The 24606-nt window shown below is 39.6% G+C and carries 19 protein-coding genes and 2 tRNA genes; 12 read left to right on the forward strand and 9 right to left on the reverse strand.

What is annotated here, in order from left to right; genetic code table 11:
* Complete coding sequence (locus MTF67_RS16730; RefSeq protein WP_248520166.1) at positions 1-807, forward strand: phosphotransferase; 807 nt, start codon at positions 1-3, stop codon at positions 805-807.
* On the opposite strand, the gene MTF67_RS16735 is transcribed toward MTF67_RS16730, so the two are convergent.
* Positions 804-986: a hypothetical protein gene (locus MTF67_RS16735; protein ID WP_006793710.1), complete on the reverse strand. Its 183-nt coding sequence runs from the start codon at positions 984-986 to the stop codon at positions 804-806. The genes MTF67_RS16730 and MTF67_RS16735 overlap by 4 nt on opposite strands.
* Before the next feature lie 247 nt (positions 987-1233).
* Between MTF67_RS16735 and MTF67_RS16740 the strand changes: the two genes are divergently transcribed.
* From MTF67_RS16740 to MTF67_RS16750, 3 genes are all read left to right on the forward strand, one after another.
* Positions 1234-1308: transfer RNA gene (locus MTF67_RS16740), tRNA-Arg, on the forward strand.
* A gap of 204 nt (positions 1309-1512) precedes the next feature.
* The gene (locus tag MTF67_RS16745; RefSeq protein ID WP_248520167.1) at positions 1513-3732 is read left to right on the forward strand and encodes an EAL domain-containing protein; all 2220 of its coding nucleotides are present in this window, start codon (positions 1513-1515) and stop codon (positions 3730-3732) included.
* A gap of 187 nt (positions 3733-3919) precedes the next feature.
* A complete protein-coding gene (locus MTF67_RS16750) occupies positions 3920-5188 on the forward strand; it encodes an HD-GYP domain-containing protein (RefSeq protein WP_248520168.1) in 1269 nt (422 codons plus the stop codon).
* Here the strand turns inward: MTF67_RS16750 and MTF67_RS16755 are convergent.
* Positions 5148-5471, reverse strand: a complete 324-nt coding sequence (locus MTF67_RS16755) for a hypothetical protein (protein ID WP_248520169.1) — start codon at positions 5469-5471, stop codon at positions 5148-5150. The genes MTF67_RS16750 and MTF67_RS16755 overlap by 41 nt on opposite strands.
* 284 nt (positions 5472-5755) lie before the next feature.
* On the opposite strand from MTF67_RS16755, the gene MTF67_RS16760 reads away from it, so the two are divergent.
* Complete coding sequence (locus MTF67_RS16760) at positions 5756-7033, forward strand: outer membrane protein transport protein (protein ID WP_248520170.1); 1278 nt, start codon at positions 5756-5758, stop codon at positions 7031-7033.
* Positions 7034-7145: 112 nt separating this feature from the next.
* On the opposite strand, the gene MTF67_RS16765 is transcribed toward MTF67_RS16760, so the two are convergent.
* The 3 genes from MTF67_RS16765 to pepA form a co-directional block, all read right to left on the reverse strand.
* Positions 7146-10001, reverse strand: coding sequence for a valine--tRNA ligase (locus tag MTF67_RS16765; protein WP_248520173.1), 2856 nt, complete (start codon positions 9999-10001; stop codon positions 7146-7148).
* A gap of 53 nt (positions 10002-10054) precedes the next feature.
* Positions 10055-10501: a DNA polymerase III subunit chi gene (locus MTF67_RS16770; protein ID WP_006793705.1), complete on the reverse strand. Its 447-nt coding sequence runs from the start codon at positions 10499-10501 to the stop codon at positions 10055-10057.
* A gap of 149 nt (positions 10502-10650) precedes the next feature.
* Positions 10651-12162, reverse strand: coding sequence for a leucyl aminopeptidase (gene pepA / locus MTF67_RS16775; protein WP_248520178.1), 1512 nt, complete (start codon positions 12160-12162; stop codon positions 10651-10653).
* A gap of 309 nt (positions 12163-12471) precedes the next feature.
* Between pepA and lptF the strand changes: the two genes are divergently transcribed.
* Together lptF and lptG are read left to right on the forward strand one after the other, a co-directional pair.
* Positions 12472-13584, forward strand: coding sequence for an LPS export ABC transporter permease LptF (lptF, locus tag MTF67_RS16780; RefSeq protein WP_248520180.1), 1113 nt, complete (start codon positions 12472-12474; stop codon positions 13582-13584).
* The gene (gene lptG, locus MTF67_RS16785; RefSeq protein WP_008131921.1) at positions 13581-14648 is read left to right on the forward strand and encodes an LPS export ABC transporter permease LptG; all 1068 of its coding nucleotides are present in this window, start codon (positions 13581-13583) and stop codon (positions 14646-14648) included. The genes lptF and lptG overlap by 4 nt, the downstream gene beginning before the upstream one ends.
* 80 nt (positions 14649-14728) lie before the next feature.
* Here lptG and MTF67_RS16790 read toward each other — a convergent pair whose 3' ends face one another.
* Entirely contained in the window at positions 14729-15229 is a 501-nt protein-coding gene (locus MTF67_RS16790) for an RDD family protein (protein WP_006793701.1), read from the reverse strand.
* A gap of 327 nt (positions 15230-15556) precedes the next feature.
* Here MTF67_RS16790 and MTF67_RS16795 point away from each other — a divergent pair.
* Positions 15557-15641, forward strand: a tRNA-Leu gene (locus MTF67_RS16795).
* Positions 15642-16023: 382 nt separating this feature from the next.
* Here the strand turns inward: MTF67_RS16795 and MTF67_RS16800 are convergent.
* Entirely contained in the window at positions 16024-17916 is a 1893-nt protein-coding gene (locus MTF67_RS16800) for an EAL domain-containing protein (RefSeq protein ID WP_006793700.1), read from the reverse strand.
* A gap of 12 nt (positions 17917-17928) precedes the next feature.
* Complete coding sequence (locus tag MTF67_RS16805; protein ID WP_248520185.1) at positions 17929-19059, reverse strand: FIST N-terminal domain-containing protein; 1131 nt, start codon at positions 19057-19059, stop codon at positions 17929-17931.
* Positions 19060-19327: 268 nt separating this feature from the next.
* Between MTF67_RS16805 and MTF67_RS16810 the strand changes: the two genes are divergently transcribed.
* Positions 19328-20320: a fatty acid desaturase gene (locus MTF67_RS16810; protein ID WP_248520186.1), complete on the forward strand. Its 993-nt coding sequence runs from the start codon at positions 19328-19330 to the stop codon at positions 20318-20320.
* 280 nt (positions 20321-20600) lie between these two features.
* Positions 20601-20804: a LysR substrate-binding domain-containing protein gene (locus tag MTF67_RS16815; protein WP_248520188.1), complete on the forward strand. Its 204-nt coding sequence runs from the start codon at positions 20601-20603 to the stop codon at positions 20802-20804.
* Between the two features lie 49 nt (positions 20805-20853).
* Here the strand turns inward: MTF67_RS16815 and MTF67_RS16820 are convergent, their stop codons facing one another.
* Positions 20854-21729 (reverse strand): LysR family transcriptional regulator, encoded by an 876-nt coding sequence (locus MTF67_RS16820; RefSeq protein ID WP_006793696.1) that lies wholly within the window; start codon positions 21727-21729, stop codon positions 20854-20856.
* 119 nt (positions 21730-21848) lie between these two features.
* On the opposite strand from MTF67_RS16820, the gene MTF67_RS16825 reads away from it, so the two are divergent.
* Complete coding sequence (locus MTF67_RS16825) at positions 21849-22817, forward strand: aldo/keto reductase (RefSeq protein WP_248520189.1); 969 nt, start codon at positions 21849-21851, stop codon at positions 22815-22817.
* A gap of 20 nt (positions 22818-22837) precedes the next feature.
* Positions 22838-24577, forward strand: a complete 1740-nt coding sequence (locus MTF67_RS16830; RefSeq protein WP_248520190.1) for an alpha-amylase family glycosyl hydrolase — start codon at positions 22838-22840, stop codon at positions 24575-24577.
* The last annotated feature ends 29 nt before the right edge of the window (positions 24578-24606 follow it).

Consider the following 24606-nt stretch of genomic DNA (forward strand, 5'->3'; position numbering starts at 1 on the left):
ATGAGTGATTACAATGCACTTATAAACAAATGCCGTGCGTTTATAGCACCAAGTAGCGTTATTTCATGCGTGCCTTTATCACAAGGTTTAAGTAACGAAAATGTGTTAATAAATACGACTCAAGAGAAGTATTTATTAAAGCGTTACAAAGACCATTGGCCAGAATACGCCTTAGAGGCACAGCGTCGCCTGAGTGCGTCAAATATATGTCCTTCCCCCGTATGGCTTGATAAACAAAATCAACTGGCTGTGTTTAATTACTTTGACGGTAGTACCGCAAATAGTCTATCAATCGACGACGTGATTAAAAAACTTGCCACTGTCCATGCTTACTCAGTTAGCACTGAGCCAATGAACATAGCCCAAGAGCTAAGCAGTTATAAATGTTCACCAGTGTATTTGGAGCATCAGCAGCTAATTAGTGCAGCGGTTAACTTTATTACGGGCATGCCTATCGAGCTTGGTTTTTGCCACAACGATTTAATTAAAGATAATTTAATAGTGAATGAGTCAGGCAGCTACTTAATTGATTTTGAGTACGCTAAAACTAACGACGTGTATTTTGATTTAGCGGCGCTAAGTGTTAGCTTTGAGCTAAATAAAAATAATGATGATGCGTTATTAAATAGTTACGCTAAATATAAAGATAAACAGGTAGGGTTTGTAACATCAACCGATAAGCTTAATTGTTATAAGCTGTTATTTTTGGTTTTAAGTATTGGTTGGTATGAGCAGCGCGACATAAGAGCTCCAGCAAAAAAATTACGCGCGCAGCTGCTAAAACTTATTGCAGCATGTGGCTTTTAAAGGCCACCAAAACGCGCTGCTAACTCTTTATATTTTGCTACTTCATCTGCATCAAACTGCGGTTCGCCGTTTTCATCTTCTGACTTAGCGATTAATAAACTTTCACGTGCAAGACGTTTTACGCGCTCTTCTTTTACACCTAAAAATTCTGCAACTTGCTCCGTAGACATCAAACTCATTATTAATTCCTCTTATTAAATATTTTCATTACTGTGACAATGATAGTTAAAATGTTGCTAAAGCGTAACTATTTTTATCGAATATTAATAAATAACGCGTTTTTATAAAATAGTCACATGTTTTATTCAAAAGTGCCTAATTAGTAATCATATAAACTAATGTCGCTAGCATTTGTGTAAAGATGGCTTTATCATTAGCGCATGCTAAGACATTGATATCGCGAGTTGATGTGGCGGCAGCAAATGTGCTCTCGTGGTGAAATGGATATCACGTGGCCCTCCGGAGGCTGAGTTGTAGGTTCGATCCCTACCGAGAGCGCCATTTGATTTAACTAGGCCAAAAACTTACCTGTGTTTTACTCCCTTTCTAATTATTAACCACCTTGCTTAAATAGACTTTACTGCCTATTGTTTTGATTATGATAGATATCTAATTATGCCATTGGTGCGTTGTGTTTGTGTTACTCAAATACATCAATAGAACAAAGGTGTATTAATACATTCGTACTTTTGGGAAACACAGTGAATGGATAGTATTGAGCAGCTTAAATTTGATCTGGCAAAGGCAGATGCCAAAATATCTGAGCTAGAAAAAAACGCCTGTTGTAATGATTTATTTATACATATATTTAACTCTTTCCCTGTCCCATTTGTATTGAATGACGCTCATAACACTATTGTCCATGCTAATGATACGTTCGTTAATATGTTTGGTTATAGAGCAAGCGATATACCCACATTAGATGAATGGTGGGGCATAGTACTTCCTAATAGCCATTATCGCGACTGTGTGATGAACTTGTGGCACAAAAAATTAAACGATGCAAAAAAAATGAATACTCGCTTTGTGCCAATGCAGCTAACTATACAGTGCAAAGACGGGTGTAAACGTACTGTACTTGGCAGTGCCGTTCCTTTAAAAAATGGGGATGCCAGTATTACATTAAATATTTTTTATGATATTACTGAACTTGAGTATGAAAATGGCCAAATAGGTGAGCTATCTAATATCATTACTGAATTAACCCTTTCTTTAGAACAGCAAAAAAACGATCTCATACTCGAAAAACAAAAAGCCTCAGTAAACACAGAGCGGTTAAGTTTAGCCATGAAGGGCGCTAATGATGGACTTTGGGATTGGGATATTGCTAACGAAAAAATGTATTACTCACCGCGATGGAAATCGATGTTGGGGTATAAAGAAGACGAGCTTACAAATAGTTTTGCTACATGGGAAAGGCTTGTTCACCCTGACGATCTAGCTCCAGCAGTTGCTAAAATCCATTCGTTTATGGAATCTAAAACTAAGCACTATGAAGCTGAGTTTAGAATGCGCCATAAAAATGGTAGCTATGTAAATATTTTGTCTCGTGCTTTTGTTGTTGAAAGTGAGGAAGGTGAAATTACTCGTTTAGTGGGCACTCATGTAGATATTACAGCAAGAAAAAAATCAGAAGAAAAACTCAGCTACCAATCATCTCATGATTCACTCACTGGTTTAGCAAATAGAAGAGAGTTTAAGCGTCGCGTTGAGCTTTTATTGTCAGTAGCTGCTGAAAAACGAGTTGATCATGCTTTATGTTATATGGACCTTGATCAATTTAAAGTAGTGAATGACACCTGTGGTCATTTAGCTGGCGATGAATTACTTCGTCAGCTCGGTTCTTTATTGCAAAAAGTAGTAAGAAAAACAGATGTGGTAGCACGCCTCGGGGGGGATGAGTTTGCTGTATTGATGGAAAACTGCTCATTTGATAACGCCCATCGTGTAACTAGCCTAATTCAAAAAGAAATTGAGGATTATAGATTTGTTTGGGAAGGTCGCAGCTTTCGTATAGGTGTAAGCATGGGGTTGATCCAAATTACCGATAAATATGTGGATTTTACAGAGGTGCTTAAGCTAGCTGATGTTGCTTGTTATATAGCAAAGGAGAAGGGACGAAATAGAATCCATGTTCATTATGATGATGACGAAGAGCTCGCAGTGCGCCAAGGCGAGATGCAGTGGGTAAATAGAGTTCAAGATGCAATAGATGAAAACCGCTTTAAAATATACGCACAATTAATTGAGCCACTCGCTTGCGATAAAAATAAACATTATGAATTGCTATTGCGCATGGTCGATGATCAGGGAGGTATAATTCCTCCGGGTGCTTTCTTACCTCCTGCAGAGCGCTATCAACTGATTGTTAAAGTAGATAGTTGGATGATTGAAAACGCATTTAAGATGATTCTAAATAACCCTAACTTTCTCAAAGGGGTTAACTTCTTGTCTATTAACCTTTCAGGACAGTCACTTACTAATGAGGACTTTTTAATATTTGTTACAGAGCAACTTACCCTTTTGGGTGAGCATAGTGAAAAGATCTGTTTTGAAATAACCGAAACAGCCGCCATTTCAAACCTAGAACTTGCCAGTAAGTTTATTTCCCAACTAAAGGTGCTAGGGTGCTGTTTTGCACTTGATGACTTTGGAAGTGGTTTATCATCATTTGGATATTTGAAGAACCTCAAAGTTGATTATCTTAAAATAGATGGGATTTTTGTAAAAGATATTGAGGTTGATCCGATTGATTATGCAATGGTGAAATCAATAAATGAGATTGGCCACGTTATGGGTATGAAAACTATTGCTGAGTTTGTCGAAACTTCACGAATTAAGCAAACTCTATTAGAAATGGGTGTAGATTACGCGCAGGGTTATGCTGTACATAAACCACAGCCAATAGAGGAACTATTAAAATAATTAGCTTCGAGCAACTAGATTAAAGCCACCTAATTAATAGCGTGGTAAATTTATTTAAATGTACTTTTTTAAGTGAGTGATAAGCAATCCTTTATAGTCATTTATTAACGTAAATGAAACAAATGTTAGACTTGTACAGGTGTAAAATGCTATCAATGGTGTTTAATTACCTATTTTAAATACCTTTATGCTTATTACTCTACCTATCACTGAACTTGTTCCCGGCATGTATGTCGATAGCGTAACTAAGCAACATGAAGGTGTTAATGGAATAAAAATTAAAACCAGTGGTTTGGTTCGTGAAAAATCGATTATAAAACGTTTAGCTACAGAAGGCGTGCTTGAGCTATTAATTGATTTTACTAAAGGCGATGTAGCCATCCCCGCTAAGTACAAGCCAACTTCCAAGTCCCCTGAAAAAAATAAAAATTTAGCGTCTACAAAACTAAGTGATCAAACAAAGGCAAAGCCTGCCAAGGATAAATCAAAACTCGTAAATACACCTGCAAGTATAACGCTTGAGCAAGAGTTTGCTGCAGCCAGTGAAGGTTACGAGCGCCATAGTAAAAAATTAAAGTCGCTATATGGAGATATAACCGCAGGCATGGCGGTTAATGTAAAAGTACTTGATGAAATAGCCGGTGAGATAGTTAGCTCCGTTTTTCGAAATACCAACGCTATGACCATACTTACGCGCGTAAAAGACAAGCATAATTATAACTGGCGACATATGATCAATTGTGCCATTTTTACCGCCGTGTTTGCTAAGTATTTAGGTTACAAGCAAGGGGTTGTTCAACAATTGGCAATGGGCGCATTACTCCATGATTTAGGCCAAGCTAAAATACCACAAGGTATACTGTCAAAACCCTCTAAGCTGACCGATATTGAAATGAGTGCGGTAAAAAAGCATGTATCTCAAGGGCTGATATTAGCAAAAGAGGAAGAGGGTGTAACGCCACTCATGTTAGACATGATAGTAAATCATCATGAGCGATTAGATGGCTCAGGTTACCCCAGAGGTGTAACTGATCAAAAGCTCAGTCGTGCTGCGCGTATTATGGCTATTGTTGATGTATATGATGCGATGACCGCTGATAAGCTATACAAAGAAGGCGATGAGCCTATTAATGCATTACGTTACTTATTGGCTAGCAACAAGTTATTTGATGCTGAGTTAGTGCAGCGCTTTATAAAGTGTTTAGGTGTCCACCCTGTGGGAAGTATTGTTAAATTAACTAACGAGCGTTTAGCAATCGTGTTAGAGGGAAATACCCAAAACCCTATTAAGCCAAAAGTTAAATTATTTTATAATGCAAAGCATAATCATCACGTAACGCCTAAAGATATAGATTTGAGTACCGACAACCAAGAGCTTAAAATTTTAGCGAGTGTAAAGCCCATGGATTATCAAATTAACTTATCTCGTTTGTTAAAAGATCATCTGCTCGTTTAGCCTTAATACATCGGCGCTTTTGGTTTGCCTGAGCTGATATAAACGCGCCTAAAAAGCAACTTCCCATTAGTACCAACCACAACAAAGTGCCAAGCTCTACATGTAAAGCTGTGCAGCAAAATATGAGCGATACAACAGCATTTAACATAGCGCCTAGCCAGTAACTATTAACAGGGTTGTCGCATTGTCCGGCCTGTGTGCACGCGCAGTAATTTGCCTTATAAAAGAAAAATACACTGGCTCCACAAAAAATGAGACCCACCATAATTAGAACAATCAGCACAGTTTTAACCCGTTGGTTATTTTAAAAAGAGTTTAAAATGCGGCGTAATTCATGTCAATCTAAATGATAATTAATTACATTTAGAGTAATTGCTCTAATAACATATTTCTTGTCCGATGAGTTTTAAATAGTTGTTAAAATGTAGTTAAAAAACGTGTTTTTTAGGTGTTTTTGGTGTGATCATGAAGTTTTTTTCTAAAAATTAATGTAGTGTAGCCGGGTTTTGAATATAAGTAACAACACACATAGCTACCCAAACAGTGAGTTTGGTTAAGGACACAACAATGAAATTTTCTAAAACGCTTATCGCAGCCTCGCTTGCATTTGTTTCAGCTGACTCTTTTGCAGCTGCGTTTCAATTAGCTGAGCAAAACGCATCAGGTTTAGGCCGTGCTTATGCTGGTGAAGCATCTATCGCAGACGACGCGTCTGTTGTTGCACGTAACCCTGCTTTAATGACTTTATTTAAAGATAAGCAACTAAGTGTTGCTGCTATAGCCGTTGTTCCAGATGTTAGCCTTGAAGGCACTGGTACAAACAATGGCATCGACCCGAATGAATTAGATGACGACAGCATTGCGCCTAGCGCCGTTATTCCAGCAACTTATTTCACTATGCCAGTAAACGACAGAGTATCGGTTGGTTTTGGCGCATTTGCTAACTTTGGTTTAGCAACAAAATTTGATGACGACTACGCGGCAGGTCAAATTGCGGGCGAAACAGAAATTGTAACCGTAAATATGAACGCAAGCGTTGCCTATAAAGTAAGCGAGCAGTTCAGCTTTGGTATTGGCTTAAATGCAATTTATGCAGAAGCTAAAATTATTCGTAAGTTTGGTGCTTCAGCTTTACCAATCCCCGCTTCAACAGATGCAGTAAACCTTGAAGGTGATGATATTGGTTACGGCTTAAATGTTGGTTTAATGTACCAATTAGACGAAAACAGCCGTTTTGGTTTTAACTACCGTACAGAAACTGACATCACGTTTGAAGGTGAATACTCAAACGAGCTTCCTTCTGCATTTATTCCTGGTGGATTAGACGGGCAACTTGAACTTCCAGGTTCGGTTGAAATAACGCTACCTGCTATTGCTGAGTTTTCTGGTTCACATCAGTTAGACGAAAAATTAGGCTTACATTACAGTGTATTGTGGACTGGCTGGAGCAGCTTTGATTCATTAGAAGCACAAGTAACAGCACCAACGGGTGATAAGTTTAGCGCATTTGAAAAAACAGAAGATTTCTCTGATGCACTTCGTTACTCAGTAGGTACTGACTACCAGTACAACGAAAACCTATTGTTACGTGCAGGTATTGCGTTTGACGAGTCGCCTGTATCACAACAGCATTTATCAATCTCGATTCCAGACACTGACCGCTTTTGGTTCTCTTTTGGTGGTAACTACATCATCGATAAAAACTCAAACGTTGATTTAGGCGTGAGTATTATTCGTGGTAAAACACAAAACTACACTGAAAAAGATAACTTAGGCTCGCAGTGGTCTTTTGAATCTAAAGGTCATGCTACGCTTATTGGCGCGCAGTACAACTACACGTTTTAATGTAAAAGTGCCTTTAGCTTAATCATTAGGTACAAAAAAAGCCGCTCACTTTAATTAAAGTGAGCGGCTTTTTAATGCCTGCTAAATTGCTTTAGCAGGTATGTGACTAAAATTATAAGCTTTCAATCTTCGTTTTTTGCTCAAGCAGCTTAGTTTTAGCATCGGTGAATTCAGCTAACTTAGCGTTTTCTTTTGCAAGAACAGCTTCTGGTGCATTGTTTACAAACTTTTCGTTAGCGAGTTTGTTTTGCACTTGCGCTAGGCCTTTTTCTGCTTTTTCGAGTTGCTTGTTGATACGTGCAAGCTCTGCTTCAACATCAATTAAGCCCGCCATTGGGATCATAATTTCAAGGTTGCCAACATAAGAGGTTGCACACGCTGGTGCGTCGTCTTTGTTTTCAAGCATTGTAAACTCTTCAAGCTTAGCCAATGATGCCAAGAACGATTTATTTTCTTCAATACGGCGCACATCTTCGCTCGATGCATTGGCAAGTAATACGCTCAGTGGCTTGCTTGGACTAATATCCATTTCACCACGAATATTACGAATCGCTAAAATGAATTGCTTAACCCACTCTAAGTCGTCCATTGCTTTTGCATCAACGCTTGCTTCATTATAAACAGGGAAGCCTTGTACCATAATGCTAGTGCCCGCTGTTTCAAGCCCTGCAAGAGGTGCAACGCGTTGCCAAATCGTTTCTGTGATGTATGGCATCATTGGGTGCATTAAACGTAGTAGGCTTTCTAGTACCGTAATGAGTGTATTACGTGTACCGCGTTGTTGTGCTTCATTGCCTTTAAATAATACGGGCTTAGTTAGCTCTAAGTACCAATCACAGAACTGGTTCCAAGTGAATTCGTAAAGTGTATTAGCAGCTAAATCAAAGCGGTAGTTATCAAGGTGCTCAGTGTACGTTTTAACGGTGGCTTCATATTGGCCTAAAATCCAACGATCTGCTAGCGAGTACTCTTTTTGTGCATCGTTTGCAAAACCACAGTCTTGCTCTTCTGTGTTCATTAATACGTAACGGCTCGCGTTCCATAGTTTATTACAGAAGTTACGGTAACCTTCAAGGCGGTTCATATCCCAGTTGATATCACGACCGGTAGATGCCATTGCTGCAAGGGTAAAGCGAAGCGCATCGGTACCGTGTGCTTCAATACCATTTGCAAATACTTTGCGCGTGTCTTTTTCAATTTTAGCGGCAAGTTTTGGCTGCATCATGTTGCCAGTACGCTTTTGCACTAAGTCTTCAAGCTCAATGCCGTCAATCATGTCTAGCGGATCAAGTACGTTACCTTTTGACTTAGACATTTTATCGCCGTTGTCGTCACGTATTAGGCCAGTAACATACACTGTTTTAAACGGCACTTGTGGTTTACCGTTTTCATCTTTAATAAAGTGCAGCGTCATCATGATCATTCGCGCAACCCAGAAAAAGATAATGTCAAAACCCGTTACTAACACGTCAGATGGGTGGAAGGTTTTTAAATCATCCGTGTTCTCTGGCCAACCTTGCGTTGAGAACGTCCAAAGCGCTGACGAGAACCATGTATCAAGTACGTCTTCGTCTTGGCTTAGCGTAACATCATCGGCAATGTTGTTGTCGCGGCGTACTTCAGCTTCATCGCGGCCAACGTAAACGTTGCCTTCGCTGTCGTACCAAGCTGGAATACGGTGACCCCACCAAAGCTGACGTGATATACACCAATCTTGTACGTCGTTCATCCACGAAAAGTACATATTTTCGTATTGCTTAGGCACAAATTGAATGTCGCCGTTTTTAACTGCATCTTTAGCAGGTTCTGCAAGTGGCGCAACACGTACATACCATTGGTCTGTAAGTAGTGGCTCAATAACCACACCTGAGCGGTCGCCGTAAGGAACAGTTAGGCCGTGGTCTTCAATTTTTTCAAGTAGGCCTAGTTCTTCAAATTCAGCGATAATCGCTTTACGCGCAGCAAAACGATCAAGCCCATGAAAACGCGCTGGAATAGGCGCATCAAGCTCAAGCTCTTTACCGTCAAAGGTGTATGTTTCACCTTGAGTTAAAATAGCGGCGTCTTTATCGAAAATATTGATCATTGGCATTTTGTGACGCTTGCCAACTTCGTTATCGTTAAAGTCGTGAGCTGGGGTTATTTTTACACAACCTGTGCCTTTATCTTTATCGGCGTGTTCATCAGCAACAATGGTGATACGACGGTTAACGATAGGTAATAAAATGTCTTTACCAATTAAATCTGTGTAGCGTTCGTCATCTGGGTTTACTGCAACACCTGAGTCGCCTAGCATAGTTTCTGGGCGCGTAGTTGCGACTACAATGTAGTCTTTACCGTCTTGTGTTTTAACGCCATCGGCTAGTGGGTAACGTAAGTTCCACATGTGGCCTTGTTTGTCTTTGTTTTCAACTTCAAGATCAGAAATAGCAGTGTGTAATTTTGGATCCCAGTTTACTAGGCGTTTACCACGGTAAATTAGGTTTTCTTTATGAAGGCGAACAAATACCTCTTTAACCGCTTCAGATAAACCATCGTCCATCGTAAAGCGTTCACGGTCCCAATCAACTGATGCGCCAAGGCGACGAAGCTGCTTAGTAATTGTGCCGCCCGATTCGTTTTTCCATTCCCAGATTTTATGAATAAAATCTTCACGGCCTAAGTCGTGGCGAGTTTTACCTTCTTCAGCGTGCAGTTTACGCTCAACCAACATTTGCGTTGCAATACCTGCGTGGTCAGTACCTACTTGCCATAATGTGTTGTTACCTTGCATACGCTTAAAACGCGTAAGGGTATCCATTATTGTATCTTGGAAAGCGTGGCCCATGTGTAAGCTACCCGTGACATTTGGCGGCGGGATCATAATAGAATACGGTACGCCTTGGCCAGATGGCTTAAAGTAGCCTTTTTGTTCCCAGTCTTGATATAGAGACTGTTCAATATCTTGCGGATTGTAGGTTTTATCCATTACACAGAACCTTAAATAAGTACTTAAATTAGTTGGTTAGTTTGCCTGAGTGGCTAGCTATTAATATCTTGCGTGGTGAGATTGGCACCGAGTTGGCGTAGCTTTTTAAAACGCTCGCGGGCTGCTTGTTTAGCAACAGGTTCTACGGGGACAAAATCAAAAACTTGGTTAAATCGGCGAATGTAATCAGGTAGCTGAGTGGCCAAGTTTATTAAAACTTTTCGGTTGCCAACAGGTGGCGTAATACCAATTTCAACAGGGGCTCCGCCTTTAGGGCCTTCACCTTGTAAATTGTGTGGTACAAAACTGTCTGGGTCGAATGCCCAAATAATTTCATCAATGGCACAGGCTGTATCGTTATCGTTTACACAAATAAATACACGTTGCCCATTACGATACTGATCGGCCGCTATTTGTGCAGCCAAAGCAAAATGATCATCAGCCTGGGCTTTAGACTCATCTTGTTGCTTTAGAACGAAAAATTTAGCGTTCATGTTCATTGTATCGGGCTTTCCCATGGCATTGAATGTGCACTAGATTAATACACATAAATTAAGAGGCAGATTTTGCCATATAACGGGGTTTGCTTCAATTAATACACAAATAAATAAGGCGCCTAGTGGCGCCTTACTTTGAACTAAACAGGTAATTAATCGTGTGCTGCTTCGCTTACACCCGCTCTGTTCAATAAATACTGAGTTAGCATAGGAACAGGGCGTCCTGTTGCGCCTTTATTTGCACCACTTCGCCATGCAGTACCCGCTACATCTAAATGCGCCCAATTATATTTTTTGGTGAACTTAGATAAAAAACACGCTGCGGTAATTGTTCCTGCCGCGCGCCCACCTAAGTTAGTAAAATCAGCAAATGGGCTTTCTAGTTGGTCTTGATAATCGTCCCACAGTGGTAGCTGCCATGCACGGTCGCCACTTTGCTCAGACGCTTTCAATAAGTCGTGGGCAAGGGGGTTATGGTTTGCAAGCAAACCTGTTGCATGAGCACCTAATGCTACAATACATGCGCCTGTAAGGGTGGCTACATCTATAACGGTATCTGGGTCAAAACGCTCCACGTAGGTTAACGCATCACATAATACTAAACGACCTTCAGCATCGGTATTAAGTACTTCAACCGTTTGCCCCGACATCGTCGTTAAAATATCACCTGGTCGGTAAGCATTTGAACTTGGCATGTTTTCACAACCAGCTAAAATACCTATTACGTTTATAGGTAATTGCATTTGTGCTAAAGCGCGCATTGCACCTATAACACCTGCAGCACCGCCCATATCGTACTTCATTTCATCCATGGCTTCGCCAGGTTTAATTGAAATACCGCCTGAGTCAAAGGTTAAACCTTTACCAACTAACACAATTGGCGCTTGCTCGTCGCTTGCACCTTTGTAGTTAATAACCGACATAACAGATTCGTTATCACTACCACGGCCAACCGCTAAGTACGAGTTCATACCCAGCTCTGCCATTTTATCTTCGCCAATAATATCAACGGTGATGTTATCAAAATTGGTAGCTAGCTCTTGCGCTTGTTCGCCTAAATACGCAGGGTTGCAAATATTGGGTGGCATGTTGGCAACGTCTTTACACAACTTGCTGCCAGCAGCGATAGCTAAACCGTGCTCAATCGCACTTTCACCAATGGTGAGTTCGCGGCGCGTGGGTACGTTAAATACAATTTTACGAAGTGGGCGACGCGGGTCTACTTTTTTACTTTTAAGTTGATTAAACGTGTATAAGCAATCTTGCGTTGTTTCTACGGCTTGGCGTACTTTCCAATAAGTATCTCGGCCTTTTACGTGTTGCTCTGTTAAAAAGCATACCGCTTCCATTGAGCCTGTATCGTTTAAGGTATTTATTGTTTTAGAGATAATTTGTTTGTATTGCTTGTCATCAAGCTCGCGCTCTTTACCGCAACCTACAAGCAAAATACGCTCGCTTAACACGTTAGGGACATGGTGCAATAATAAAACTTGGCCAGGTTTACCCTCTAGGTCGCCACGGCGAAGTAAGTTTGAAATATAACCATCACTGATTTTATCGAGTTGTTCACCAATGGGGGATAACCTGCGTGGTTCGTACACGCCAACGACAATACATGCGCTGCGTTGTTTTTCTGGGCTACCACTTTTTACGCTAAATTCCATTGTTGCTCCTGGTTGTGAGTCATTTAAGCTAATAAATAAGGCCAAAAATAATATTTTCTAGTCTTAGTAGCTAAGCTTATGTAGAGATAATACTCATTTTAGCTGATTTTTACCGACTCTTACTGTGTAATTGAACTTTATATGCTTAAGGGCTACTAATGCAACATTATATCTTGCACTTAGGTAGGATAATTAATTTTGATGGCTTATAATAATAGCCTATTTGTCGGTATAAACTGTGCAAAATAGCTATTTAACTATTCGACACTCACTATTGTAGTGAAATACTAAGTTTAACAGGGGCGAGCATTGCTTATTTTTCGTTATTTGACCGCTGAGGTTTTAAAATCGCAGGTCGCCGTATTTTTAACTTTAATGACCATTTTTTTATCACAAAAGCTGGTGGTTATTTTAGGTGACGCATCAGAGGGAGGCATTCCTGCTCAATTAGTGCTGTCGATGATTGCGTTAAAGTTACCACAACTTGCCTCGTTAATTCTTCCATTGAGTATATTTTTAGGCATTATTTTAGCGTACAGCCGTATTTACGCCGACAGCGAAATGACGGTATTAAAAGCGTGTGGTGTGAGCGAATGGTATGTAGTGCGTGTAACTTTAATATCAAGCGCAGGCTTGGCGCTTTTGGCTGGCGCATTAACTATGTACCTAGCACCGTGGGCCAGTGAGCAAGAGTATCAATTAAAAGAACAAGCTAAAGCTGACGCAGGGCTGTCAGCATTAAGAGCCGGTCGTTTTCAAGAAACAGGGAACGAAAAAGCCGTGGTGTTTATTCATAATATTGAAAATGGTGGCAAAGAGCTGAACAAAGTGTTTGTTGCACAGCTACCAAATAGTGATAACGATGAATTAGCTCGACTAGTATACGCAGAGCAAGGCGTGGTAATTGAAGCGCAAAACGGTGAGCAACAGTTAGTGTTAACCGATGGGAAACGGTACGAAACCGACGCAACAACACCAGCATTAAACCTTACTGAGTTTGATGGCTACAGTGTGCAAATTCGTGAACAAGAAATAGAACACCAACGCCGTAAGTTAGAAGCTGTGCCGACTAATCAGTTGCTTGCTATTAATACGCCTGAGTCTATTGCTCAATGGCAGTGGCGTATCGCTATTCCTCTTTCTATTCCGCTGCTTACTTTACTAGCAGTGCCGTTAAGTGTGGTTAATCCTCGCCAAGGTAAATTTGCTAAATTGGTACCCGCTATAAGTTTGTATCTTGGGTATTTTATTTTATTAAATGCCGCAAAATTCGCGATAGAAGATGGCAAAATACCGGCGTCAATTGGGCTTTGGTGGATTCACTTGAGTGCCTTATTTATTGGTGGCTTATTAATTATTAAAGGCCGCCCAATAGGCGCTTTGCTTAAAGCTGTTGTCACTAAGCGGGAGTTAAGCTCATGATGAAAACACTCGACTGGTATTTAGGCCGCAGTATTTTACAAACAACAGGCTTTGCTTTGTTGGTTTTAGTTGGCATCAGTACCCTAATTAAATTTATTGAACAGTTAAAATCGGTAGGGCGTGGTAGTTACGATTTGATTACCGCCATGCTGTATACGCTGTACAGTATTCCTGGTGATTTAGTGGTGTTTTTCCCTATGGCTGCGCTCATTGGGGGCTTAACAGGGCTTGGTGCGCTTGCTTCAAATAGTGAATTAGTGGTTATGCAAGCAGCGGGTATGTCGCGGTTGCAAATTATTGGTTCGGTGATGAAAACCGCCATGTTTATGGCCATTTGTATGATGGCGCTTGGCGAATGGGGAGCACCAGAGGCACAGTTACGTGCAAAAGAAATGCGAAACCAAGCTATACATGGCGGAGATGTGTTTAGCGCACAAAAAGGGGTTTGGGCGAAAGATGGAAATAACTTCATAAATATAGAAGATGTGGATGAAAGCGGTAAGCTTAACGGTTTGCACATGTACTATTTTGATAGCTCACTTGAACTTACTCAAATTACTAAAGCTAAAGAGGCAATTAGCCGAAAAGATGGATGGCTTTTACGTGATGTAAACAAAGTAATTATTACGGATGAGTTAATTACTACTGAACTACACCCAGAAGAGTTTTACCCATCGCAACTAACCGCTGAAAAGTTAGGCGTTGTATCTGTAAAGCCTGAATCGCTTTCGTTTACAGGGCTATGGTCGTACTTAAGCTACTTAGAGCAAAATGAGCAAGATACCAGTACTTATGATCTTGCTCTTTGGCGAAAGTTCATGCAACCCGTGTCGGTTGCGGTTATGTTATTGGTTGCGCTTTCTTTTATATTTGGTCCATTACGCACTGTAACTATGGGCGCACGAATAATTATGGGTGTTGTAACAGGCATTGTATTTCATTTAACAAACGAGATATTTGGTCCCGTGGTAATGGTTTACCAAATACCTGCCATAATTGGCGCCGTGCTGCCTAGTGTTATTTTTATAGGCTTTGCGACCTACTTAATGAATAAACGGGTATAAGCGATTATATCTAAAAACAAAAAAGGGTGACTAGTAAGTCACCCTATTTTGTTTTTAGAGGTTTTATTAGTGTGTATACATTAATCGAGCTCGCGGTATATACGTTTGTTCTCTTCTTTTGAAAGAGCAACAACCTCTGTTTTAGATAAGTAATCTTGTAACGCTTTTTTGTTTTTAAAATCAACTAACACAACTAAGTTACCTAAACCAAGTAACGCGCCCATGCAGCGAATAACTGATTGCGACCAACTAATTAAATTGCCATCGTTAGTTTGTACTCTTAATCGCCATGCTCGCATACCAATTGTTTGACCGCTTTTGGTCCAAAAGTAACTAAAAAATATAACATTAACGCCCACAAACAACGCACTGCGAATGCCATCTAGTAAAGGTGAATTCTCTATAAATGCAGCAGGGTCTTGACCTTCGGTTTGCTCAATAAGGCCCGTAGAAATTAAAACTTGAATTGCAGCAAAGTACAAAATAGCGGTTAGCATAGATAATGAAATGACGACTAAAGAGTCGTATATTAGCGACGCAAAACGGCGCCAAAAACCAGCACGTGGAAACTCACCCGACATAAAAATACTCTCACTGTTAATGTGTGGCTAGTTTAGCAAAAAAGCGCAAAAATACTAAGCGCTATAGTATGTTGGTATCATTTAACTATTGGTTTAAATAATATCTGTATTTTTAAAGTGCTTTATTTACATGACGCTTTAATTTTTTTAAATGTTAAGAGTTGCCTAAATGTTAAGCGGTTGATCATGCTTATGTAATAAAAGGCTTGCTGCTAACCCTATTGTTTGTATAATGCTTGGCATAGAGACGAAGGCACATAAATAATCCTAAGCTCTAAAGTGGTTTTTCTTTATCTTCTCGTGTTTAGAAGGTTAAAGAAAAATGATGCCAGCGTGATGAAATTGGTAGACATGGGGGATTCAAAATCCCCTTCCGAAAGGAGTGCCGGTTCGAGTCCGGCCGCTGGTACCACTTTTTATAACCTCTGCTAGATTTAGCAGAGGTTTTTTTATGTCTAAAATTTATGATGACGGACTCGAGCGGCACTCAAGTGCGCTGCTATAAGTTAAAGTCCGGCCGCTGGTACCACTTTTTATAACCTCTGCTAGATTTAGCAGAGGTTTTTTTATGTCTAAAATTTGTGATGACGGACTCGAGTGGCACTCAAGTGCGCTGCTATAAGTTAAAGCCCGGCCGCTGGGTGAGAGTAAACCGAAACGAAGTTTCGCAGTTATTCGAAGTGAGTTCATGGATGAACGATGGATGTAGCTTCATGGACGAATTAATTACTCTATAATGGGGGTTTTACTAATAGGCTCGAGCGGCACTCAAGGTGATATTCTAAATAGTCATATCACTTTGCGTGGCTGTTTTTTCGTATTAGCTTTGTAAATGAATCAGAGGGCATAGGGCGGTACATAAAAAATCCTTGCGCCATTTCGCAGTGAGTCTTTGATACGTAATCAAGCGTTTCTTGATCCTCTATTCCCTCTGCAATAATAGCTAAATCTAAGTTATGACCAATATCGATAATACACTTGGCAATGGCAGCGCTTTGTTCATCAGTAATGACATTTTGTAAGAACGATTTGTCTATTTTTAAGTAATCGATAGGCAATAACTGTAAATAACTAAACGACGAATAACCTTTACCAAAGTCATCCAATGCAAACGCAACACCATAGTGCTTGAGCTTATGCATGGTTTTACTCATCTTCTCTTTATTTTCCATAAAAATAGATTCAGTTAACTCAATAATTAATTGATCGCCACTAATTGATGAGTTTGAAATACTTTCAATAATGTAATCAATAAAATGTTCGTCCTGAAATTCAATAATTGATAGGTTGACCGCAAGCTTTAAAGGCGCGATGCCCTCTAGTTGCCATTGCTCTAATAGCGATATAGCCGAGCTAATAGCAAACTCACCTATTTTTTTTATTAGCCCAGTTGATTCAGCAATAGGAATAAATAAATCGGGCGGTATAGACTCTCCGCTAGCCGTAAACCAGCGCATCAATACTTCAGCTCCCAAAATCTGATTGCAGTCTAAACCTATTTTTGGCTGTAGGTATATTTCTAATTCTTGGTTGTTTATTGCTTTGCGAAGTTCGCGCTCAATATCCATTTGTTCACGGGCATGAGCTTCTAATTTCCTATGATAAAAACGGTAGGCATTTTTGCCATTATTTTTGGCGTCATACATCGCCATGTCGGCATTACTAAGCAAGGAGTCGGGCGTAATACCATCTTGTGGATATAACGCAATTCCAATGCTTGATGATACATATTGAGGTCGACCATTTATAATAAATTCTTTACTTATTGTCTCTAACAACGCCTCGCACAAGTTTTCAATATTATTTTTTGACTTAACAAGCTCAACAAGAATTACAAACTCATCACCACCTATTCGGGCAAGTGTGTCTTGCTCTCTTAAACGGTGGTTAATACGCTCTACCATTTTGATTAGTAGTTCGTCGCCGCCTTTGTGGCCTTCAGTGTCGTTAACTCGCTTAAAGTTGTCTAGGTCTAAAAAGAGCACTGCGGTCATCGAATCATCGCGTCTTGCGAGTGTTAGTGAATGCTCAAGACGGTCCATAAATAATTGACGGTTTGCTAAACCAGTCAGGGCGTCATGGTAGGCTTGAAAATGAATGATTTCTTCATGTTCTTTTTCAACGCTGATATCACGAATACAAAATACACGACCAATAAGTTGGCCATTTTTAAGCTGAGGGAGTGAGCGGTAACTATAATGTTTGTCGTCGATAGATTCAAACTCGCCACTCAATGCCTGTTTTGAGTCTGCTTTTAATTGCGCGATAATATCGGCGCTTTTGTTGCCTTTTTTTATTACTTTATCTATTTGGCTAAAGTAATTATATGCGTCTAAATTAAAGCGCTCGAAGAACTCTCTGGCCATTATATTGGCGCTCACAACGTTACCTTTTAGGTCTAGCACAGTAACTTGTTCGCCTATAGCGTCAAATGTTGCGTTAAGCACACTAATTGAATGTTCTAATTGTTGCTGTGTATCTGAAAGCTCATTGAGCTGGTTTTTAAGTAAATCATTGCGTTCGTTTAATTCGTTAGACGTAATAAATAATGACCGCTCTAAAATATTAATTTCGCGCTCATTCAGTTCATAAGCATCAGATACCCGCGATATAATATCGGTATACTCTTGAACAAAGCTTTCATCAACCTTACTACGTTTTAACTGGCGTGCTAGCAGTTTGTGCAACTTGTAAACCTCTTAGTCTTCAGTTAATAAGGTCAGGGTCATGGTTTGATTATGTAAATGACACGGGCCAAAAGGAACATGAGGCGATAACTCGCCGTAAGAGTAAAACCCGGTTCTAGTGCAGTTCTCGGGAAGTAAGTCTGCGATTGTTTCAAGTTCTTCTTCAATTAATTGGTCAAGTATCATTCGTCGACCAACACAGCTCACTAAAAGCGCAAGGCTAGGCTGGTTACTGCCCATCATTTGTATGGCGGCTTCACCCGCTTGTTGTGCTCCATCAATTAGATTTTCGTAGTTTGCGCGCATTAGTTGGCATTTAGCCCCTTCAGGAAGATTACCTGCAAAGGTCATGCTTTTTTTATCTTCATCAATACTTAAAATGGTTCTGACTACGGATTGTTCTTCACCAACTTCTTGCATAGATAGCGGGAATAATAAAGCAGAGCTTGGCAGCCCGTCAGCGTATTCACCTAGCATCGTTTTGTACAATTCCAGTGAAGGACTATGGTCTATTTCATAAAGGGTATTTTTAGTTGATTTGGTAATTTCGCGTATAGGGCCAAATGGTTTCCACCCGCCCATGGTGCCATGGCTAATATTTAACTTTTCGCCATAAAACCCAACAAGAACTACCAAGCCTTTAGTTACGTTATCATTGTGCCATACTATGGTTTCTTTAAAGCGAGCCTGATCACCCGCTAAGCCACCAGTTACAAGTACGTTTTTAGGTAATGCGCCAGTAATACTCTCAATGAGCTCGCTGCCATTTATAAGCTGTCCATCAGAAACAACAAACACATAACGTAAGCCATTATGATCTAATTGATTTACAAGTGCGGTGCCCAAAGAGCTTGAGTCGGCATAGTTACTAATGTTATCTGACTTGGCAACAACATGACTTTTCTCAAAGTGGACGGCGGTCAGCGCTATGCTTTCGTCGTGTATTTCACTACCTTGAATTTCTCCGCTGGTAGAGCACCCTACAATTTCAGCCTCAGGGAAAGATGATTTTAATTGAGACAACATGTGTGATGTTGCCATGGCATGTCTGTCACCAAAAGCAAATACTAATGCAGCATCAGATTTTTTAGGTAGCGACGATTGCCATTTGCCTTCTTTATAAATAGATTGAAAAGTGTTCATAATTTAAAGGCTTTCCCGCACAGCTATGTTATTAATAATATAGATTATAGGGTAAATGCAGGTAAATCCACATTTGTTACGTTTAATTAACGCTCTTTTGAAGTGCTTACCACTTTATATATTAAGTATTTAACCCTTTTAGATAGGAAATTAGGCTTAACATTTAAAAATTGATTTTTTGCTTAAATACAATGAAATCCAACTTAAATGTTTTAGCGTATAATGTAATTAAGTATCATGTTTACAACACGGTTTTAAGAACGTTCATATGACTCAGCTAAGTGCCAAACAAAATATTCAAGCAATTGTTAAAGCCATAAAAGCAGAAGAGGCAGTACTACGCCAAAAATACCCTTTGCTTGCTCATCAAAATACCATTGGTCTTGTTATATTATTGCTTTCGTTAAGTGCTTTAATTGGTGTTGGGGTGTTGTATTACCTTGCCATTATTCCTGCTTGGGCCTGCATTGTTTTGGCAGCTATGGCGGCTTCGATTTCGCATGAACTTGAACACGATCTAATTCATAAACAGTATTTTAGCAATCAGCCTATAATTCATAATTTTATGATGTTAACTGTTTGGTTAATGAGGCCAAACACCATTAGCCCTTGGTATAGACGCAAAATGCATTTACATCATCATAAAACATCAGGTACAAAGCAAGATCTCGAAGAACGCTTAGTGGGCAATGGTATTAAAAACCCATTTATGCGTGTGCTTGTTATTGTAGACGGTTTGCTTGGTTTAGTTATTAATGCCAAACGTTTTAGTAAAGAAATAAAAGGGTTTAGTTTTTTTAGCGTATTTAATGCGGGCTTTCCGATAACAACAACATACTTCATTATTTTGTATAGCGTAATTATATTTCACACAGTTAACTTTTTTGTACCCATTGAAGCAAGCACTCCGGCTCTAGCGTTAGAGGTTTTAAATGTGTTTGAATTTTTAATGATTGTTTTAATTGTGCCTAATATAGTGCGTTCAAGCTCGCTTAATTTTGTCACATCAAGCATGCACTATTACGGTGGCGTAAATAATATGCTTGAGCAAACACACGTAATTACAAGCCGGTTATTTATGCCGTTTCACCTTTTTTGCTTCAATTTTGGTAAAACGCACACTATTCATCACTTTGTACCAAACCAACCTTTTTATTTACGCCAAATGTTAAGCAAAAAAATACTCGACGTAATGCGCCAGCATAATGTACGGTTTAATGATTTTAACAGCATTAAAAATGCAAACGCTTATAAAGCTTAGCTAAAGTTAAGTTTAATTGGCGCATTAAAAAATAAGCAAACATTGCTACATGAGCGGTTTAATCGTTCATGTAACAAACTGGAATTACTCCCACAATGGTAAAAAAACTAGCCTTTCTGGTACCAAATTAGTGAGCTTGTTTAACCCTCCCTTTTATCAATTCAAATAGCTTTATGACTCTAACCTTTATTAAGATGGGTACATTTAAAAAATTTAATTGTCCTCTAAACACAGTTAAAGCTAACACGCGGTGCTGGAGTTAATCCTGAAGGTAAAATTCTTGGAGATTATAGAGGTTAAAGACTTACAAAGTTTAAAGGAGTTTGCTCCAGCAGTCCGGGGTATAGCGCAATTACCTTACGTTAACTCAGCACTCAAAAGCGGACAGCTGGTAAAGGTATTGAATGAATACGCGCCAAGCCCACAACCTATTGATTTACTTTATCCGTCTCAACGTTTGTTAAGCCCAACAGTTAAAGCTTGAGTAGATTATTTAGTAAACCATTTATCTCAATATAAAAGTAATTGGTAAGCTAGTTTCTAAACCAGTTGGTGGTGAATTTAATAAAACGGCTAATACGTGCAGATTCGTTAATTAGCTGAGGGTGAATTAAATACACATCAGATTGCGGATACTGTAACTGCGTTAATACCGGTTTTAAAGTGTGTGCGTTAATTTCTAAATCTACTAAATACTCGGGGGTGTATATAATTCCCTGACCTTGCAGTGCGAGGTTTTTAAGCATGTGGTTATCATTAATACTTAGTTTTCCCTCAAGCTCAATAGCCCTATCGGAAAAGTGCCAAAGGCTAAATTGCGTGCTGGTTAAACAGCTATGCTTTAATAAATCTTCAACACTGCCTGGCTCACCATTTTTAGCGATATAGCTTGGGGCTGCGCAGCACACCTGTTTATAACTAAATAGCTTTTTGGCAATCATGTTTTGTGGTGGATTAAGGGTTGATCTAAATGCAATATCGTAATTGCTTTGTATCAAGTCGTGAGGGGTGTAGCTGCAGTCTATATTAAACTTAACATCAGGGTACTCTTGGTTAAATTGTTCGCAAATAGTGAGCAGGTATCTATTGGTAAATTGGCTCGGCGCGGTAATTCTAATATTGCCAGCAATAGCCTCGTGTTCATGGGCTAATGTGCGTTCTAGCTCTAATAATGTACTTTTAATATTTCCCATACAGCTAAGCACATGCTCTCCCTGTTGGGTGAGCTTTACACTGCGGGTTGTACGAATAAGTAGGGCTCTTTGGTATTCTTTTTCGAGCGCTTTTATTTGCTCAGACAAATACCCCCGGGATATCCCAAGCGCTAAAGCTGCCTTTGAAAAGCTTAAGTGTTTGGCTACTTCGTTAAATAAAAATAACCGTTCAAATTTTTTATGTTCTCTAAGCATTTAAATGAGCACTGTGTTTTTATTGTTTGTTATAACAAATAATGAGTTTTATTTTTAGTATTTAGTTGAATAATTTAATCGGTAAACTACAAGTCACTCTTTTTTAATACCGATTACTCATGACCAATAAACCGATTTCTCAATTTATACCCAATGCTAGCGAACTTATTTATGGCTGTATGGGCCTGGGTGGCGGCTGGAATAACAACCCAATAACCAAAGCCGACATACACCAAGCACACACAGTGGTAGAGGCTGCGCTTGAAAATAACATTAACTACTTTGACCATGCCGATATTTATACTTTTGGTAAAGCAGAGCAGGTATTTGGTGAAGTTTTAAAAACGCGTACCGACCGTGATAAGTTAATTATTCAATCTAAATGCGGTATTCGCTTTGAAGATGAACATGGCCCTAAGCGTTATGACCTTTCAGGGCAGTGGATAGAACACAGTTTAAATAATAGTTTAGCGCAGCTAAAAACCGATTACTTAGACGTACTTATTTTGCACAGACCTGACCCACTCATGTGCCCACAGGAAATTGCTAGCACTTATAAAAAACTAAAAAGCCAAGGCAAGGTACGTTTTTTAGGGGTGTCTAATATGCAGCAACATCAAATAAAAGCCATTCAACAAGCCCTTTCAGAGCCACTTATTTTGAATCAAGTAGAAATGAGCTTATTAAAAAATGACTGGGTTGAAGAGGGGATATATGCTGGTAACGTGCAAGGCGCAAATATTAACTTTACGCCAGGCTTAATAGAGTTTTGCCAGCACAAAAATATACAGCTGCAGGCGTGGGGAAGTTTAAGCCAAGGGTTGTTTTCGGGTGCTGATATAACCGGCGCTGAAACCCATATCAAAAACACCTACCAATTAGTACAAAGCTTAGCTGCGCAGTACGGCACAAGTGCAGAAGCCATTGTACTGGCATGGTTAAATAGGCATCCTTCAAACATACAACCTGTGATAGGGACTACTAACACAGCGCGTATTAAAGCGTGTGCACAAGTAAGCAAAATACAGTTAACGGCCGCTCATTGGTATGCACTTTACGAAAGTGTAAAAGGTTGCGAGCTGCCATAGTTTAGTAAAGGAGCACTAAAATGATAAAAAACACACTAACAACATTTTTACTAAGCACAGTCGTGGTATTAACGGCTTGTAAAAGTAATCAGCCACCACCGGCCGATAACGCAAACACGGCAAGTGCTAATAATTATTTACAGCGCGATGTACGCGACGATATATTTTATTTTGTATTACCAGATCGTTTTTATAATGGCGATCCGCAAAACGATAATGGTAGCAAAGAGCATGCTATTTCGGCTGGTGGGTTAAATTTAACAACCACCAGTGGTTTTCATGGTGGCGATATAACAGGTATTGAACAAAAGCTAGACTACCTAGAAGCACTAGGGGTTACAGCCATTTGGATGACGCCATTATTACGCAATCAAGCGATTCAATTCGGGGGTGTTGCGCACCATGGTTATTGGATTGTCGATTTTAGCGAAATTGACCCGCACTTTGGTGGTAATGCTTCTTTAAAAAAACTAATTGATGCGGCTCATAAAAAAGGCATTAAAGTATTTTTTGACATAATTACTAACCACACTGCTGATATTATTCGTTACGATGAATGCCACATGCCAGACGGTCAATTTAAAACGGGTTTAACGCATTGTGAATATAAAGCGCTAAATAACCCTAAGCCATATAACCCATTTATTCCAGAGCACTTAAAAAATGTTAAGTACCCACAGTGGCTAAATAATGTCGATTATTATCATAATCAAGGCGACAGCACCTTTAGTGGCGAAAGCTCACTTAATGGTGATTTTAACGGCCTAGACGATTTAAAAACAGAGCATCCGCAGGTGGTGAGCGGCATGGTCGATATTTATCAAAATTTAATAAAAGAGTTTAAGCCCGACGGCTTCAGAATCGATACCGTACGCCATGTAAATCTCGAGTTTTGGCAAACATTTACACCCGCTATTATTGATTACGCTGAGGCGCAAGGCATTCCAAATTTTCATGTGTTTGGTGAGGTTTACGACCCAAATCCTAAAAACCTAAGTGTATTTACTACAGAAGGTAAAATTCCATCAGTGCTTGATTTTGCATTTCAAAAAATAGCGGCCGATGTGTTTTTTAAAGGAGAGAACCCAAGCGCCATTAGCGAGCTGTTTGCACAAGACTCACTATACAAAGATGAAGACAGCCAAGCCGATTTACTTATGACCTTTTTAGGTAACCACGACATGGGCAGACCTGGCTTATTTATAAACCAAACATTTGATCAAGAAGGTGACGAGCTTAAATTAAAGCGCAGCCAATTAGCGCATGCGTTTATGTTTTTATCGCGCGGTATACCAGTTATTTACTATGGCGATGAACAAGGTTTTACAGGCGATGGCCACGATATTGATGCACGCGAAGATATGTTTGCATCAAAGGTTGCAAGCTATAACGACAATAACCTTATAGGCACTACCCAAACAACGGCTGATGATAACTTTAATCAGCAGCACCCATTATTTAAAGCTATTGCTCAATTAAGTAAGTTACGAAAAAATCACGAAGGGCTTCGCCGCGGTGAATACAACGACTTATTTTTTGCTGAAAACACTGGCATGTTTGCGTTTTCACGCACAGTAAAAGGCGCAGATCAGGCATATATTATTGTGTTTAATAGCGAAAAAACGCCACAAACAATAGAGTTTAATAGCCCCTATAAACACTTGTCCCCCCTTGTAGCTGCCGAGCAACTTGAGCAACAAAATGGCAAGTTAACGGTCACTTTAAAAGGGCTTAGTTATAGCGTGTATATTGCTAAATAATTAAGGGTTTAGGTTAAGTAAAAGCCAGC

The sequence above is a fragment of the Pseudoalteromonas sp. 2CM32C genome, assembly GCF_023161925.1.
Classification (GTDB): Bacteria; Pseudomonadota; Gammaproteobacteria; order Enterobacterales; family Alteromonadaceae; genus Pseudoalteromonas; species Pseudoalteromonas marina.

Coding starts and splice junctions, on each gene's coding strand:
- MTF67_RS16825 (WP_248520189.1), top strand. CDS start 21,849: ATGACCAATAAACCGATTTCTCAATTTATACCCAATGCTAGCGAACTT.
- MTF67_RS16820 (WP_006793696.1), bottom strand. CDS start 21,729: ATGCTTAGAGAACATAAAAAATTTGAACGGTTATTTTTATTTAACGAA.
- MTF67_RS16765 (WP_248520173.1), bottom strand. CDS start 10,001: ATGGATAAAACCTACAATCCGCAAGATATTGAACAGTCTCTATATCAA.
- MTF67_RS16745 (WP_248520167.1), top strand. CDS start 1,513: ATGGATAGTATTGAGCAGCTTAAATTTGATCTGGCAAAGGCAGATGCC.
- MTF67_RS16770 (WP_006793705.1), bottom strand. CDS start 10,501: ATGAACATGAACGCTAAATTTTTCGTTCTAAAGCAACAAGATGAGTCT.
- MTF67_RS16810 (WP_248520186.1), top strand. CDS start 19,328: ATGACTCAGCTAAGTGCCAAACAAAATATTCAAGCAATTGTTAAAGCC.
- MTF67_RS16760 (WP_248520170.1), top strand. CDS start 5,756: ATGAAATTTTCTAAAACGCTTATCGCAGCCTCGCTTGCATTTGTTTCA.
- MTF67_RS16790 (WP_006793701.1), bottom strand. CDS start 15,229: ATGTCGGGTGAGTTTCCACGTGCTGGTTTTTGGCGCCGTTTTGCGTCG.
- MTF67_RS16805 (WP_248520185.1), bottom strand. CDS start 19,059: ATGAACACTTTTCAATCTATTTATAAAGAAGGCAAATGGCAATCGTCG.
- pepA (WP_248520178.1), bottom strand. CDS start 12,162: ATGGAATTTAGCGTAAAAAGTGGTAGCCCAGAAAAACAACGCAGCGCA.
- MTF67_RS16730 (WP_248520166.1), top strand. CDS start 1: ATGAGTGATTACAATGCACTTATAAACAAATGCCGTGCGTTTATAGCA.
- MTF67_RS16750 (WP_248520168.1), top strand. CDS start 3,920: ATGCTTATTACTCTACCTATCACTGAACTTGTTCCCGGCATGTATGTC.
- MTF67_RS16830 (WP_248520190.1), top strand. CDS start 22,838: ATGATAAAAAACACACTAACAACATTTTTACTAAGCACAGTCGTGGTA.
- MTF67_RS16735 (WP_006793710.1), bottom strand. CDS start 986: ATGAGTTTGATGTCTACGGAGCAAGTTGCAGAATTTTTAGGTGTAAAA.
- lptG (WP_008131921.1), top strand. CDS start 13,581: ATGATGAAAACACTCGACTGGTATTTAGGCCGCAGTATTTTACAAACA.